Consider the following 15,011-nt stretch of genomic DNA (forward strand, 5'->3'; position numbering starts at 1 on the left):
CGGTGACCGCCTTGACGACGTCCGGGCCGGTGATGAACATCTGCGAGGTCTCGCGGACCATGAACACGAAGTCCGTGAGGGCCGGGGAGTACGCGGCGCCGCCCGCGCAGGGGCCGAGCATCACGCTGATCTGCGGGATGACCCCGGAGGCACGGGTGTTGCGCTGGAAGATCCCGCCGTACCCGGCGAGGGCCGAGACGCCCTCCTGGATACGCGCGCCCGCGCCGTCGTTCAGGGAGACCAGCGGCGCACCGGCCGAGATGGCCATGTCCATGATCTTGTGGATCTTGGTGGCATGGGCCTCGCCCAGCGCACCGCCGAAGATCCGGAAGTCGTGCGCGTAGACGAAGACCGTCCGGCCCTCGACCGTCCCCCACCCGGTGATCACACCGTCGGTGTGCGGCTTCTTGGACTCCAGGCCGAAACCGCTGGCCCGGTGGCGGCGCAGGGCCTCGATCTCGGTGAAGCTGCCCTTGTCCAGGAGGAGTTCGATGCGCTCCCGGGCGGTCAGCTTGCCCTTGGCGTGCTGGCGTTCGGTGGCCCGCGGGTCCGGGCCCTCGTGGACCCGTTCCCTGAGTGCGGCCAGCTCGTGCAGCCGGTCCGTCGTGGTGGGTGTCGCGGCGGTCGTCATCGGTGCTCCTCCCTCGTTCCGTTCCCGGTCGTTCCGCCACCGGTCGTGGCGTTCTGGTTCGTTCCGTTCCCGGTCGTTCCGCCACGGGTCGCCGCGTTCTCGTACGCCGCGTTCTCGTTCGTTCCGTTCCCGGGCGCCGTGCCCTCGGCCGGCAGCACGGCGCAGACGCGCTCCCTGGCGGAGGCGAGCAGATCGGTGGCGTCCTCGGCGTACAGGCACGCGGTCGGCAGGGTGCGGGCCGTGGTGCAGTGGTCCGCGTCGGTGCGCAGGGCCGCCGCGGCCACATGGCTGGGGTAGCCGGGCACGCTCCGCACGATCCAGCCCGGCGGACGCTCCGGCGCGCCCGGCCCCCGCCGCTCGCCGAGGTAGTCGGCGGCGAGGTCCCGGCTCAGCCCGGTGCCGATGCCCTTGAGGTACGCCTCCTTGCGGGTCCACAGTCTGCCGAAGGCAACCGGCTGCTCATCGGCGGGCAACGCGTCGAGCTCCGCGCGCTCTTCGGGGTGCAGCGTGGGGATGCACAGCTCGGCCGTCTCCCGGGAGGGCACCTGCTCCACATCCACGCCCACGGGCGAGGTGGCCACCCCGAACACGGCCAGGCCGTGGCTGTGCGAGAGCGAGAAGTGCAGCGGCGTCGGCGCGTCCAGGACGACGGGGCGGCCGTGCGGCCCGCCGCAGCCGGGACAGGGGGCGCGGCCGAGGCGCACCTCGCGCGGCGGCACGCCCACATAGGCGGCCAGCAGCCGGCGCAGGGCGACATGCGCCGACAGGTACAGGAGCCGGTCGTGGGGCTGCACGAAGGAGGCGGCGCGCTCCTGTTCGCCCTCGTCGAGTTCGGAGGTCACCATGGCCTCGGGGCCGTCGTCGGTCCACGGCTGGCGCATGGACCACAGGTGCAGGTCCCCGTCCGTCACGGTGATGGTGGCCGTGCCGGGGGCGGCCCGGTCGGCGACGGCGGGTGGCAGGGACGGGGTCATGGCCGGTGCACGCCCGCCCCGGCGAGCCGCGCGCCGGGACCGGTCACCGGGCCGAGGCGCCCGGCGAGCAGGGCGGCCACCTCCTCGACGGTGTCGTCCCGCAGCAGATCGGTCGCCTGTACATCGATGCGCAGGGCGAGTTCGAGCATCCGGCGCAGCTTGAGCGCGGTGATCGACCCGACGCCCTGGGTGCGCAGCGGGCGGCTGGTGCTCAGCCGGTGCGCGGGCGGGACATCGAGAAAACGTTCGAGTTCCCGGCATATGTAGTCGGCAATCATACGGGTGCGCAGTTCGTTGCCTGCGGCGCGCAGTTCGGCGAGATCGGGCAGGCGTTCCAGAAGATCTGGAATGGGCTTTTCAGCCATTGTCACACCTCTTTCCGTTCGGGTGGTCACGAGCATTCCGGGCCTTCTTTACGCGGCGGCGTGTGGTGCGGCGGGCGCCGTCCCGGGTGGTGCGAAGAATTCACCGGGTGGCGGGGGAAGCCGGGCCGGAAACCGCTCGGGAATGGTCCAAAGGTCTGCTGAACAGCTTTTCGACTGGTGTCTGACCAGTCAAGACTCGGTCGGAAGCGGTCGATAACCGCCCATCAAGCACCGGCTAAGCGTCGATTTTTCCCGGCGGTTACCAGCCGGTGAAACACCGCCCGATTACCGGCCGATGGTGACGGGGAGAAGGAGTAATTCCCCTTGTTCTGGTTCTCTGGGGAGAGCGTGCGCCGTCCGCAGGGATCCGGTCGGCCGTGCTCCCGGGACGCCATGTTTCCGTCACAGTCGTTGACGTGCGGAAGCGACGGTTCCTAACCTGATCCGGATCGAAAACTGCGCACTGCACATAACGCGAGATGAGCCGCCCCATGAGACAAGCGCGAGCAGAGGAGACCCGCAGCGCCCTGCTCCTTGCCGCCGCCCACCAGTTCGACCGCCAGGGCTACGAGGGCACCTCTCTCGTCGCCATCAGCGATCTGGCGGCGGTGAGCAAGGGCGCCCTGTCGTTCCACTTCAGCAGCAAGCCCGATCTGGCGGACTCCGTCCAGGAGCTGGCCTGTTCCCGGGCGCGCGCGGAACTCGACGACCTCGCCGGGCGGGAGGTGCCCGGACTGCAGACGGTCGTCGACATGAGCATCGCCGTCGCCAACCGGCTGGCCACCGACTTCCTCACCCGGGCCGCACTTCGCCTCGCCCGGGAACGGGGGACGGCGCCGGAGTCCTCGCTCAACTGCCGGTCGGTCTGGCGGGACGCCCTGCACGCCTCCGCGCAGCGCGCCCGCGAGGACGGCAGCCTCAGCCCGGAAGTGGCCGTGGACGCCCTCGTGGAGCTGGCGCTCGCCCTGGTCGTCCACCAGGAGGCCGTGGGGCCCGAGGACTCTCCCGGCACCCGCGACCGGGATCCCTGGCTCGCGGAGGTCTGGCAGGCCCTGCTGCCCGCCCTGGCGCCGGCCGGACACCCCTGGAGCTTCCGCACGGACGGCCACTGCACCACGGCGGTCTCCTGACCGGGGGAGGATGCCGGGTGACCGGGAAGGGTGCGGGGTGACCGACGGAGAATGCCGGGTGACCGGCGGAGGGCGCCGGCCCGGCGGGTGAGGGCCGTGACGTGACGGCGGATCATATGATCACCTGGTGCCCGTGGAAGCCATATGGACCAGCGCGGTGGCGGTCGGGGGCACGCTGACGGGCGTCGTGATCACGCACTTGTTCCAGCGCAGCGCGTCACGGCGGGGTGAGCTCTTCGCCCGAGCCGAAGCGCTCCGGCAGGAGCGCATCGCCACCTGCACCGCGTTCGCCTCGGCCGTGGAGGACTACCGCCACGGCCAGGCGGGCCGCTGGTACCAGAAGGTGCAGGACCCGGACGGCGAGGCCTTCGTCGCCGCCCGCGACGAGGCACACCGCCTCCGGGCCCTGACACGGCAGGCGCTCTACCGGGTCAAGCTGCTCACCGGTGACCCGGACGTGGTCCTCGCCGCCGAGCGGGCCTACGGCTGCACCCGGGACGTGTCGACGGCGGAGGACCAGGAGGCCCGGGACTCCCTGGACTCCCGGGCGCGGGACGCGATCGAAGCCTTCGTGACGCGGGCGTCGGCGCTGGTCCGCTGAACCGGCGGTGACCCCGGCCCGATGAACCCGCCGTGCCCCCGGCCCCTCGGAACGGGTGACGGGCGGGCCCGCTGAACCGGCGGCGGCGCCGGCAGCCGGTCAGGCCGCCGCCGGCGTCACTGCACGGTCTCCGGGGTCTCGTGCGCGCGGACCTCCGCGAGGACGCGGGTGCCGCGGTCCGGGGCGAAGTCGATCTGCGCGAGGACGGCCGGCAGCGCGATCGACGGCAGGGTGTAGCCGAAGATCACCGAGATCCGCTCCTCCAGGTCCTGCCAGCCGGACTTGACCTGGGAGACGACCTGGGCGCCGATCCATGAACTCACCAGGAAGTGGCCGAGACCGTGCGGGGAGACGTGCAGGAAGACCTCCCCCTGCTCCTTCGCCTCGGCCACCGTCTTCGCGAAGGATTCCGCCCACGCGTCCCACGGCCCGCCGCCCGCCAGTTGCTGGAGCCGCGGATCCATCGCCAGCTTGGCGCCCGCCCGCAGCATGGTCTCCTGCGGCAGCCGGCAGGCGAGCGCCATCGCCGAGTCCACCAGCTCCTGGAGCTTGTACATGCGCTCCGGGTAACCCAGGCCCCCCACCTGCTCGTTGAAGATGCCCTGCACCAGTTCGTCCTTGGAGGCGAAGTGGAAGTACAGGGCGCCCCGGGTGACCTGGGCCCTGTCCAGGATCTCGGCGATGCTCGCCCCGTGGTAGCCGTGTTGCGCGAAGACCTCCGCCGCCGCGTCCAGGATCGCTCGGCGGGTCCTGATCCCGCGCAACTGCTGTGCCATTGACGACCTCCCACCGCACCACGCCGCCCCCTTCGGCTGAAGCGGTGCGTACATACCGGCGGCCGAGCGGCCCACCGGGAAAGAAAAAGAAACCGGATGCCTAGTACATTATCAACCCGGACGCGGCCAGTCACCCCCGCTGCTCACCGTCACCACGCCCCCGCACCCCCGTCCACCGCCAGGACGGTGCCGGTCACGAACCCGGCGAGGTCGCTGCAGAGAAAGGCGGCGGCCTCGGCCACCTCCTCGGGATCCGCCGCCCTGCCCTGCGGGTTGCGGCGCCGCATCCGCTCCTCGGCGCCGGGGTCGCGGGCGAAGACAGACTCCGCCATCTCGGTCCGGGTCAGGCCCGTGGCCAGGGCGTTCACCCGGATCCCGGCGGGCGCGTACTGCGTGGCGGCCGACCGGGTCAGCCCGAGCACCGCGTGCTTCGCCGCCACATAGGGCGCCCCCATGGAGGTGGCGCGCAGCCCGGCCACACTGCTGTTGTTGACGATCGACCCGCCGCCGGCCGCGAGCATGGCCGGGATCTCGTACTTCATGCACAGCCAGACCCCGCGCAGATTGACGTCGAGCACGGCGTCGAAGTCGGCGTCGGGGGTCTCGTGCAGCGGCAGCGGCTCGCGCACCGCGCCCGCGTTGTTGAAGGCCGCGTGCAGCGCGCCGTAGCGGTCCACGGCCAGGTCCACCGCGCGGGCCACCTCCTCCGCGCGGGTCACGTCGCCGGACGCGCAGGCCACTTCGGCACCCTTGTCCCGCAACTCGACCGCCAGAGAATCCAGTTGCGCGGCCCGCCGGGCCATCAGGACCAGCCGTGCGCCGTGTGCCGCGCCGACCCGGGCCGCGGCGGCGCCTATACCGCTGCTGGCACCCGTGATCAGCAGGACCTTCCCCGCCAGCAGTCCCCCCGCCGGCACCCCCGCTGCCGGTGACCCCACCGGTATCCCCCCCGTCACGGTCATGCCGCGAGCCCGCTCCGCGTACCGCCGCTCCGCAGGGCGGTCCAGACCGTGCCGGCCGCGGCCTCCGTGTCGATCCTGCGCAGGAGTTCGCCGTCGATCGCGTCGAGCGAGCCGACCAGGTGGCGCACCCCGGCCTCCGTCATGAGCTGCCGCTGGAAGCCGTGCGGGAAGGTGCTGGGGTGGCCCACGAAGGGCACGTCCAGCTCCCGCGCCTGCTCGGCCACCCGGGCCACGTCGTCCACGAAGAGCACCTGTCTGTGCTCCAGTCCGAACAGCTCGGTGATCTCGCGGATGCCCGGGCGGATGTCGTTGGTGCACACATAGCCGGGACCGTCGAAGAGTTCGCCGAGGTGGCCGAGATGGCGCTCGAAGTGCGAGACGTCCAGGCCGCCGTAGCAGACGGTCCGCAGGCCCGCCGCCCGCAGCCGCAGGAGCAGGTCCACCGCGCCGTCCAGGAGGTGCACCGGGTGCTCGATGGTGTAGAGCTCCCGCTCCTCCAGGTAGATCGCGATGGTCTCCTCCGGGGTGGTTCTCATGCCGGTGGCCTCCGCGAGCACGGCGGCCGCGACCAGTTGCGGCTGCGAGAAGATCCGGCGCTCCAGTCCGGCGGAGTAGTCCGCCCCGCGACGGGTGACGAACCGGTGGATGACCGGGCTGAAGGTGTCGTTCAGGAGCACGCCGTCGATGTTGAGGGCGGCCAGACGCAGCGTGCTGAGCTGCTCGCTCATGCGAGTTCCTCTCGATAAACCAGACCGATGGTCCAGATACTGGCCCCCAGGCCATTGGATGGTCCATGCATTTATGGCCCATATCTCGGATCGTGGACCAAGTGGCCGGGTTCTGCCGGTCGGCCCGATCCTGGCGTCCGTGGCCTGAAGGTGCGTCAACTCGTCTTCAAAACACGGCAAACGGCCAGGTGGGAAGGGGTGAGGGCGCTGTGCGCCCGACTGGATGTCCCGCCCGGGACGGCCGGTCTGCTCCCGGAAGGTGCTAGCAAAAAAACCGTACAGTCAGTATCTTATGGCGAGCGACGCAGCTCTGCGTCGAGGCTCGTTCCACCTGTACTTGACCTGCACTCGTTCGCGCATCGTGCTCCATTTCGCCCTGGGGAGAGGCAAATGACCACCTCTGTGCATGCCGGCATGACAGTCACGCACAGCCAGGCTCCACACGCCGCCGCACTGCCCGCCGTTCCGTCCCTGACCATGACCGTCCCGAGGGAGTACGTGCACCGCGCGGCGGTCGCCGAGGTGTTCCTCACCGGCTGGCGGCAGAGCGGACCCGACCAGTGGACGGTCACCGCGCAGTGGCCCCGGGGGCACTGCTTCTACGGACCGGTGGCCGGGTACCACGATCCGCTGCTGTTCAGCGAGACCCTGCGGCAGACCGTCCCGCTGCTGTCCCACACGGTCTTCGACGCGCCGATGGACCACAAGCAGATATGGCAGAACCTGCGGGTCGCCCTGGAACCGGAGGCGCTGCGCGCCGAGTCGACCCCGGCCTCCGTCGAATTGCACATCCGCTGCGCCGACATCGAGCGCCGGGGTGGGGCCATGCGCAGTATGCGGATGGAGGTGACGGCCACCCGCGACGGCCGCCGGCTCGCCGTCGCCACCACCTCCTTCACCAACCACGGCCGGGCGCTGTACCGAAGACTGCGCGGGGCGTACGCGGACGCGGAAGCGGCGATGGCGGACGCCGTCGCACTGCCGCTCCCGGTGCGCCCCGAACTGGTCGGTCGCGACCGCCGCCACGACGTGGTGCTGGCGCCGACCGCGGCGGAGGGCCACTGGCAGCTCCGCGTGGACACCATGCACCCCATCGTGTTCGACCACCCGAACGACCACGCCCCCGGCATGCTCCTGCTGGAGGCGGCCCGGCAGGCGGCCCAGGCCCTCCAGGGGCCCGCGCCCGTGCTGGCCGTGGGGATGGAATCGTCCTTCCACCGCTACGTCGAACTGGACGCCCCCGCCTGGGTCGAGGCCGTGTCCCTCTCCGGCGGCGCGGGCGGCGCCGGCCTGGTGCGGGTGTCGGTCGAGCAGGAGGGCGCCCTCGCCTTCGAGTGCGTCGTCACCACCCACCCGGCGGGCTGAACCGACGAAACAGCGGCGGAACGCGACGGAGCCGGGCCCTGGAACAAGGCCCGGCTCCACCCGTTCGCGCCCGGGGGCGCGCGGGGTCAGTCGTTGATGCAGGTGTTGCCGATCGCCGGGTTCAGCAGACCGATCACGTTGACCGAGTTGCCGCAGACGTTCACCGGGATGTGGATCGGGACCTGGATGAGGTTGCCCGACAGCACGCCCGGGGAGCCGACGGCGGCACCGTGGGCGTCGGCGTCGGCCATGGCGGGCGCGGCACCGCCGAACGCCAGGGCGAGACCGGCGACGACGGCGGCAGCAGCCTTCATGTGCTTCATTTCGATCCTTTCAGCAGGGCGCGGTGCGCGGCACGGCTTTCGTGTCGTGCACTCCCGGCGGAATGTGCGGGCGTGCGCCCCCGCGTAACTGGTAACGAGGGGCTTCCCGTTCGGAAACCGCTTGGTGGCAGGCGGTTCGAAAAGTCACTCGCATGCCCCACCGGCAAAGATTCGAACCGGCTGGCGGAATCCGTCGGACGATTCGGTGGAGCGGTCGATTCGGGAGGTCCGTGCGATGGCGGCTGAACTCGATTCCGGACATACAGGCACCCCCGTGCGCGAAGCGCGCACGGGGGTGCCTTCCGGCCCGTGACTCAGCGGGCCCGGGTTCAGCGCGCGGAGGCGCCGTTCTCCGACAGGATCGGGATGTCGGAGAGGATGTGCGACAGCGGCTCGTCGCCCTTGGCCTGGGTCGAGTTCTCGACGCACTGCTGGTTCTGCGGGGCCGACAGGATCGGGATGTCCTGGACGGCGATCGGCACCAGGCCGACGAGGGAGCCCACGTTGGCCTTGGCCGGCAGGCCGATGCAGGGCTTGTTCAGGGAGCCCTGGACCAGGCTCATCTGCGGGCTCATGTCGCCGTGGGTGGCGGCGTTGCCGTAGGCCTGCGAGGCACCGTTGCCGCTCGCGGAGAAGGTGCCCTCGTTGTCGCCGACGGCCAGCGCCTGCGGGGCCATGGCCGCGCCGGCACCCACCATGGAAGCGGTGACCATGGCCGTCGTCAGAATCTTCTTGATCACTTACTTGTCCCTTTTCGTTATGAACGCGCGAACGCGGTGCAGCCTGATCAACTGACGCGGCCGGGTTTGGTTTCGGGGGTTCACCCGATTGCCGCAACGTGCTCGAATTGCGCCGGTGGGGCTATCGCGATCGGCCGGGGAGGTGAATGGATTCTTCGCGCCTTGGGCGGTTGGCGGGTGCGGCACAATAGGCGAATCCATCGAGTCGAACGAGCGGTGAATTCAATATGACAATTACGGCGGGTGCGAGCGGATCGGGGCCCTCGGTGTCCACCGGGCACGAGAACCGGGCAAGGAGCAGGCATCGCGGGCCGGGGACCCCGCCCCCCGCCGCCGTCGGGGCGAGCCGGGCGCTGGGGTGGCTGCTGGTGGTCACGGGGGCGGCGGGTCTGCTGGCGGCGTGGGTGATCACGCTGGACAAGTTCAGGCTGCTGGAGGATCCGGGGTTCACCCCGGGGTGCAGTCTGAACCCGGTGGTCTCGTGCGGGAACATCATGAAGAGCGAGCAGGCGTCGGTGTTCGGGTTCCCCAACCCGATGCTGGGGCTGGTCACCTACGGGATGGTCGTCGCGATCGGCATGGGCCTGGTCGCGGGGGCCCGGTACCGGAAGTGGTTCTGGCTGGGGCTGAACGCCGGCTGCCTCTTCGGGGTCGGGTTCTGCACCTGGCTGATGCAGCAGTCCCTGTACGAGATCAACGCCCTGTGCCTGTGGTGCTGCCTGGCATGGGCCGGGACCATCGTCATGTTCTGGTACGTGACCTCGCACAACGTACGCAGCGGGGTGCTCCCGGCGCCCGCCGGGGTGCGTTCCTTCTTCGGGGAGTTCACCTGGGTCCTGCCCGTGCTGCACATCGGGATCATCGGCATGCTGATCCTGACCCGCTGGTGGGACTTCTGGACCTCCTGATTGGCCACCGCCCACCGACGGCCGACGCTCTCCGATGACCGGACCGCGCCCGCCGGCGGACCTCCTCCGGTCCCCGGCGGGCACTGTCGGACCCCTGGCATAGGCTTCACGACGTGGAGCCCGACCTGTTCACCGCCGCCGCCGAAGACCGCCAGGAGAAGGACCCGGCCAGCAGCCCGCTGGCCGTCCGTATGCGCCCCCGCGTCCTGGACGAGGTCGTCGGCCAGCAGCACCTGCTCAAGCCCGGATCACCGCTGCGCCGGCTCGTCGGCGACGCGGGCGGCAGCCGGGCGGGTGCCTCCTCGGTGATCCTCTGGGGGCCGCCGGGCACCGGCAAGACCACCCTCGCCTATGTGGTCTCCAAGGCGACGGACAAGCGTTTCGTGGAGCTGTCGGCGATCACCGCGGGCGTCAAGGAGGTCCGGGCGGTCATCGACGGGGCGCGCCGGGCCGCCGGGGGATACGGCAAGGAGACCGTCCTCTTCCTCGACGAGATCCACCGCTTCTCCAAGGCCCAGCAGGACTCGCTGCTGCCCGCCGTGGAGAACCGCTGGGTCACCCTGATCGCGGCCACCACGGAGAACCCCTACTTCTCGGTGATCTCCCCGCTGCTCTCCCGCTCCCTGCTGCTCACTCTGGAACCCCTCACCGACGAGGACATCTCGGCCCTGCTGGACCGCGCCCTCACCGAGGAGCGGGGGCTCGGCGGCGGGGTCGCGCTCGCCGGGGAGGCCCGCGGGCATCTGCTGCGCATCGCGGGCGGGGACGCCCGCCGGGCGCTCACCGCCCTGGAGGCCGCGGCGGGCGCGGCGCTCGACAAGGGCGAGGAGGAGATCGGCCTCGCGACCGTCGAGGAGACCGTCGACCGGGCGGCCGTGAAGTACGACCGGGACGGGGACCAGCACTACGACGTCGCCAGCGCCCTGATCAAGTCCATCCGCGGCTCCGACGTGGACGCGGCGCTGCACTATCTCGCGCGCATGATCGAGGCGGGGGAGGACCCGCGGTTCATCGCCCGCCGGCTGATGATCTCGGCCAGCGAGGACATCGGACTCGCCGACCCCACCGCACTGCCCACCGCGGTCGCCGCGGCCCAGGCGGTGGCCATGATCGGCTTCCCGGAGGCCGCGCTCACCCTCAGCCACGCGACCATCGCCCTGGCGCTCGCCCCCAAGTCGAACGCGGCGACCCTCGCCATCTCCGCCGCCCTGAAGGACGTGCGCGGCGGTATGGCGGGCCCGGTCCCGGCCCATCTGCGCGACGGCCACTACAAGGGCGCCGCCAAGCTGGGCCACGCCCAGGGGTACGTCTACCCGCACGACGTGGCCGGCGGCATCGCCGCCCAGCAGTACGCGCCGGACGCGGTCCACGGCCGCCGGTACTACGAGCCCACGCGCTACGGCGCGGAGGCCCGGTACGCGGACGTGGTGGAGAAGGTGCGGGAGCGGCTGCGCGGCGAGGCGAAACCGCCCTCGTCCTGAGGAATCCGGGGGTCCCGCGACGGGGGCCCCGGGGCCGGGCGCCGGGGGGAGTCGCCGGGCCGGCGGGCCGGATAGACCCGGCCGGACCGTCAGCAGGCCGCCGCCTCGAAGAGCGCGTGCATCGCCCGGCGCAGCTCGGTGATGTCCCTGACCGGCACCGGAAAGTCGAAGCGCGCGTCGAAGGGCTGCTCGCCGGTGAACCGCACCCGCAGCCCGAACCGGTCCAGGGCCAGCGGTACCGCCCGGCGCACCGCGCCCGAGCCGTCGAGCCGCCGGTCGCCCACCAGCCCGCACAGGGCCTGCACCTGGTCGGAGTGCCCGGCGTCCAGGTGCTGGAGCAGCTCGGTCTCGTACGCCGTGATCGGGTCGACGTCCGCCGCGGCGAAGGCCTCGGGCTCGACGCCGCCCGCGCCCCACAGGTCGTCCACGCCGGCCTCGCCCGGCTCCAGCCGGAGCATCATCAGACCGGGCTCGGAGGCGACGCCGGGGGCGCAGGTCAGCCAGCCGCAGACCCAGGCCCGGCCGCGGATACGGTTGGGGACGGAGACCGGTGCCACATCGGTGATCTCCAGGACGGCCGGCAGCTCGTCGTCCTGGGCGTGGGTGGCGGCCCGGACGACGGGCGAGTCGGCGGGGAAGAGCAGGAAGACCTCGCCGTCGGGCCCCACGGCACGGGCCCGGGGAGCGAGCTCCCCGGGCAGGGCGGTCTCGACGCCGGGCACGAGCAGTACGGCCGAGCATGTACTCTGTACGAGAGTTCGTGTGCGCTCGGCTGCTGACGGCATCCGGGTGATTTCAAGCCCGCTGGGACGCGGCTGACCATGAGCTGATCGGACCTCCGTCACCTCGACGCACGACGTCTCCCCGACGTCCGACGCTGCGTCGGCGTTCTTCGTGCTGTCCGTGATGCGCTTGGTGTTCCCAGGGCGAGACATGCGATCTCCTTGAGTAAGGTAAGCCTAACCTAACCTACAACGGAGGTCTGGAGAACGTGCCTAACCAGTCGCGTCCCAAGGTCAAGAAGTCCCGTGCGCTCGGTATCGCGCTGACGCCGAAGGCCGTCAAGTACTTCGAGGCCCGCCCCTACCCGCCGGGCGAGCACGGCCGTGGCCGCAAGCAGAACTCGGACTACAAGGTCCGTCTGCTCGAGAAGCAGCGTCTGCGCGCGCAGTACGACATCAGCGAGCGTCAGATGGCCCGCGCCTACGACCGCGCGAAGAAGGCCGAGGGCAAGACCGGTGACGCGCTCGTCATCGAGCTGGAGCGCCGCCTCGACGCCCTGGTCCTGCGTTCGGGCATCGCCCGCACCATCTACCAGGCCCGTCAGATGGTCGTCCACGGCCACATCGAGGTCAACGGCCAGAAGGTCGACAAGCCGTCCTTCCGCGTCCGTCCCGACGACGTCGTGATGGTCCGCGAGCGCTCCCGTGACAAGGCCCTCTTCCAGGTGGCCCGCGAGGGTGGCTTCGCCGCCGACGGCGAGACCCCCCGCTACCTGCAGGTCAACCTGAAGGCCCTGGCGTTCCGCCTGGACCGCGACCCGCAGCGCAAGGAAGTTCCGGTCATCTGCGACGAGCAGCTCGTCGTCGAGTACTACGCCCGCTGATCCAGCCGGCGCAGTACCCACCGCAGCACCTCAGCCCGCCGTCTCCCCGCCGTTCCCGGTGGGGAGACGGCGGGCTGAGGTGTCTCACGGGCCGCAGGCGGTGCCGTCCGCTGCCGCGGCGGTACCGGCCGCACGCCCCCGGGCGCGGCCAGCACCCGGCCCACCGTCGCGTCCAGCGACAGCGCCCGGCCGGTGCGCAGGCACTCCTCGTACCGCGCCGCCCCCAGCTTCGCCCGCGTCTGCTCCTCGCACAGCGCGCGCGGCGCCCCGAAGTGGGCCGAGCCGAAGCGCGCCACCCCCACCGACTCCCACACCGGGGCCGTCGCCCCCATCAGCACCGCGGCCTCCACCGCGTCCCCCTCCGAGGCCGTCACCAGGGCCAGCAGCTCGATCGCGAGGACCAGCCCCACCAGGTCGTGGAAGCGGTGGTCGATCGTCACGCACTCCACCAGCAGCGCCCTGGCCCGCCCGTGCTCCCGCCCCGCCCAGGCCGCGTGCGCCAGGACGTAGAGCGCGTACGCCCGGGTCCACTGCTCCCCGAAGGACTCGCACACCTCCCGCACCTCGTGGCAGAGGGCGACCGCGTCCCCGGCGCGGCCCTGGAAGACCAGGCTCATCGCCAGCTCGACCCGCCCCATCAGGACGTTGCTGTTCAGCTCGCCCGCCTCGTCGTACGCCTCCAGCGCACGGTGCAGCAGCCGCTCCGCCCGCGGCATGTCACCGGACAGCAGCGCCAGACAGCCCCGCCTGTGCGTCGCGTACGCGCCCGCGACCCGGTTCCCCGTCCGCCGGGCGCTCTCGCCGCACTCGTGCAGAGCCGCGGCCGCCGCCGGCGCGTCCCCCTGGAGGACCGCGACATAGCCGAGCACCCACAGTGCCTTCAGCCGGGCGTCCTCGTAACGCGTCCCCTCCGCCAGCGCCCGCTCCAGCCAGTGCCGCCCCTCGGCCAGCCGCCCGCACCCCACCCAGGAGAACCACAGGGTCCCCGCCAGATGCTGGCCCAGATGCGCCTCCTCCGGGCGCTCCAGGCACAGCTCCAGGGCCGCGCGCAGATTGGGCAGGGCGCTGTCCGTGAGCGCCGCGATCTCCGCCTGCCGCGGACTGAACCACTCCAGCTCGCTCCAGGTGGCCAGCCCCATGTACCAGTCGCGATGGCGGCTGCGCAGCCGCTCGGCGTCCCCGAGCGCATCGAGCCAGTCGGCGCCGTACGCGCGCACCGTGTCCAGCATCCGGTAGCGGACCCCGGCCTCGGTGTCCTCGCGCACCACCACGGACTGCGCGATCAGCTCCCCGAGCACGTCCAGGACCGAATCCTCCGGGAGGTCCGGGCCGGTGCACACGTACTCCGCCGCCTCCAGGTCGAAGGGGCCGGCGAAGACGGAGAGCCGTGCCCACAGCAACCGCTCGGCGGGCGTGCACAGTTCATGGCTCCAGCCGACCGTGGTCCGCAGGGTCCGGTGCCGGGGCAGGGCGTCCCGCACTCCGCCGGTCAGCAGGGCGAACCGGTCGTCCAGCCGGTCCAGCAGCCCGGCGAGCCCCAGGGCGGGCAGCCGTCCCGCGGCCAGTTCCAGGGCGAGCGGGATGCCGTCCAGCCGCCGGCACAGCTCCCGCACCCGCTCCTCGTCCCCGCTCTCCGGTGCCCGGCCGGGCAGTACCGCCGCCGCCCGGTGACCGAACAGCTCCGCCGCGTCCCCGGGCGGCAGCGGGCCCAGCGGCAGCACCGACTCGGCGGCCAGCCGCAGCGGCCGGCGCCCCGCCGCGAGCACCCGGAGCCCGGGGGCCCGGCGCAGCATCGCGCCCAGCAGTTCGGCGCACTCCTCCACCAGGTGCTCGAAGCCGTCGACCAGCAGCAGGAGTTCGAGTCCGGCCACGCGGGAGAGCAGGACCTCGCGCGGCGGCCGGTCCGTGTGGTCGGTGGCGCCGAGGGACTCCAGCAGCGCGTGCCCGACCAGACCGGGATCACGCAGCGGTGCCAGCTCCACCTGGCGGACCCCGTCGGCGTACCGATTCTGCAGCCCGGCCGCGGCGCGCCGCGCGAGGCGCGTCTTGCCGATCCCGCCCGCCCCGGCGACCGTGACCAGCCGCGCGGAACCGAGCGCCGCGCCGATGGCGGCCACCTCCTCCTCGCGGCCGACGAACCGGTTCACCTCGGCGGGGAGGAGGCCCGGACCGGGGAGGGGGGCGGGGCCGGACGAGGGTTCGGGTGCGGCACCGGGGCCGGGTGAGCGCTCCATAGGGCACGCAGCGTACCGACGCGTATGCACTCCGTACAATCGCCCCTGTCCGGGACCCGGCGGAAGGGGGCGCCCGGGGCCGTAATCCGGTTCGGGGAGCGGTTCCCGGCGCGATAGGGTCGGTACCTGAAATCTTCCGGTACCGGACGACGAACCCGGACGCCGAACAGAGAAGACGAACAGAGCA

At 71.8% G+C, this 15,011-nt stretch carries 16 protein-coding genes; 6 read left to right on the forward strand and 10 right to left on the reverse strand.

Annotated elements, in window-relative coordinates; translation table 11 throughout:
• The 3 genes from C593_RS0124945 to C593_RS0124955 form a co-directional block, all read right to left on the reverse strand.
• On the reverse strand, positions 1 to 631 hold a 631-nt coding region (locus tag C593_RS0124945), incomplete at its 3' end, for a carboxyl transferase domain-containing protein (protein WP_018850056.1).
• Entirely contained in the window at positions 628 to 1,605 is a 978-nt protein-coding gene (locus C593_RS30475; RefSeq protein ID WP_018850057.1) for a 4'-phosphopantetheinyl transferase superfamily protein, read from the reverse strand. The genes C593_RS0124945 and C593_RS30475, both read right to left, overlap by 4 nt.
• Positions 1,602 to 1,970 carry an acyl carrier protein gene (locus C593_RS0124955; protein ID WP_018850058.1) on the reverse strand — a complete coding sequence of 123 codons (369 nt, stop codon included), beginning with the start codon at positions 1,968 to 1,970 and terminating at the stop codon, positions 1,602 to 1,604. The genes C593_RS30475 and C593_RS0124955 overlap by 4 nt, the downstream gene beginning before the upstream one ends.
• Before the next feature lie 491 nt (positions 1,971 to 2,461).
• Between C593_RS0124955 and C593_RS31100 the strand changes: the two genes are divergently transcribed.
• Positions 2,462 to 3,100: a TetR/AcrR family transcriptional regulator gene (locus C593_RS31100; RefSeq protein ID WP_018850059.1), complete on the forward strand. Its 639-nt coding sequence runs from the start codon at positions 2,462 to 2,464 to the stop codon at positions 3,098 to 3,100.
• Positions 3,101 to 3,233: 133 nt separating this feature from the next.
• Positions 3,234 to 3,701 carry a hypothetical protein gene (locus C593_RS0124965; RefSeq protein WP_037747102.1) on the forward strand — a complete coding sequence of 156 codons (468 nt, stop codon included), beginning with the start codon at positions 3,234 to 3,236 and terminating at the stop codon, positions 3,699 to 3,701.
• Positions 3,702 to 3,817: 116 nt separating this feature from the next.
• On the opposite strand, the gene C593_RS0124970 is transcribed toward C593_RS0124965, so the two are convergent.
• The 3 genes from C593_RS0124970 to C593_RS0124980 form a co-directional block, all read right to left on the reverse strand.
• Positions 3,818 to 4,477, reverse strand: coding sequence for a ScbR family autoregulator-binding transcription factor (locus C593_RS0124970; RefSeq protein ID WP_018850061.1), 660 nt, complete (start codon positions 4,475 to 4,477; stop codon positions 3,818 to 3,820).
• Positions 4,478 to 4,626: 149 nt separating this feature from the next.
• Positions 4,627 to 5,439 (reverse strand): glucose 1-dehydrogenase, encoded by an 813-nt coding sequence (locus tag C593_RS0124975; RefSeq protein ID WP_051093784.1) that lies wholly within the window; start codon positions 5,437 to 5,439, stop codon positions 4,627 to 4,629.
• On the reverse strand, positions 5,436 to 6,167 hold the full coding sequence (locus C593_RS0124980) for an HAD family hydrolase (RefSeq protein ID WP_018850063.1): 732 nt from the start codon (positions 6,165 to 6,167) through the stop codon (positions 5,436 to 5,438). The genes C593_RS0124975 and C593_RS0124980 overlap by 4 nt, the downstream gene beginning before the upstream one ends.
• A 390-nt stretch (positions 6,168 to 6,557) precedes the next feature.
• Here C593_RS0124980 and C593_RS0124985 point away from each other — a divergent pair, with 390 nt between their 5' ends.
• Positions 6,558 to 7,532, forward strand: a complete 975-nt coding sequence (locus C593_RS0124985; protein WP_018850064.1) for a ScbA/BarX family gamma-butyrolactone biosynthesis protein — start codon at positions 6,558 to 6,560, stop codon at positions 7,530 to 7,532.
• Positions 7,533 to 7,618: 86 nt separating this feature from the next.
• Here C593_RS0124985 and C593_RS0124990 read toward each other — a convergent pair whose 3' ends face one another.
• Complete coding sequence (locus tag C593_RS0124990; protein WP_018850065.1) at positions 7,619 to 7,855, reverse strand: chaplin; 237 nt, start codon at positions 7,853 to 7,855, stop codon at positions 7,619 to 7,621.
• A 329-nt stretch (positions 7,856 to 8,184) separates the two neighbouring features.
• Entirely contained in the window at positions 8,185 to 8,595 is a 411-nt protein-coding gene (locus tag C593_RS0124995) for a rodlin (RefSeq protein ID WP_018850066.1), read from the reverse strand.
• A gap of 227 nt (positions 8,596 to 8,822) precedes the next feature.
• Here C593_RS0124995 and C593_RS0125000 point away from each other — a divergent pair, with 227 nt between their 5' ends.
• Positions 8,823 to 9,503: a vitamin K epoxide reductase family protein gene (locus C593_RS0125000; protein ID WP_486591182.1), complete on the forward strand. Its 681-nt coding sequence runs from the start codon at positions 8,823 to 8,825 to the stop codon at positions 9,501 to 9,503.
• Between the two features lie 113 nt (positions 9,504 to 9,616).
• Positions 9,617 to 10,984: a replication-associated recombination protein A gene (locus C593_RS0125005; protein ID WP_018850068.1), complete on the forward strand. Its 1,368-nt coding sequence runs from the start codon at positions 9,617 to 9,619 to the stop codon at positions 10,982 to 10,984.
• An 89-nt stretch (positions 10,985 to 11,073) separates the two neighbouring features.
• Here the strand turns inward: C593_RS0125005 and C593_RS0125010 are convergent, their stop codons facing one another.
• Positions 11,074 to 11,769 carry a DUF2470 domain-containing protein gene (locus C593_RS0125010; RefSeq protein ID WP_026278053.1) on the reverse strand — a complete coding sequence of 232 codons (696 nt, stop codon included), beginning with the start codon at positions 11,767 to 11,769 and terminating at the stop codon, positions 11,074 to 11,076.
• Between the two features lie 206 nt (positions 11,770 to 11,975).
• Between C593_RS0125010 and rpsD the strand changes: the two genes are divergently transcribed.
• Positions 11,976 to 12,590, forward strand: a complete 615-nt coding sequence (gene rpsD, locus C593_RS0125015; protein ID WP_018850070.1) for a 30S ribosomal protein S4 — start codon at positions 11,976 to 11,978, stop codon at positions 12,588 to 12,590.
• On the opposite strand, the gene C593_RS30485 is transcribed toward rpsD, so the two are convergent.
• Positions 12,578 to 14,824, reverse strand: coding sequence for a winged helix-turn-helix domain-containing protein (locus C593_RS30485; protein WP_078521883.1), 2,247 nt, complete (start codon positions 14,822 to 14,824; stop codon positions 12,578 to 12,580). The genes rpsD and C593_RS30485 overlap by 13 nt on opposite strands.
• Between the last annotated feature and the right edge of the window lie 187 nt (positions 14,825 to 15,011).

Source organism: Streptomyces sp. CNT372 (assembly GCF_000377145.1).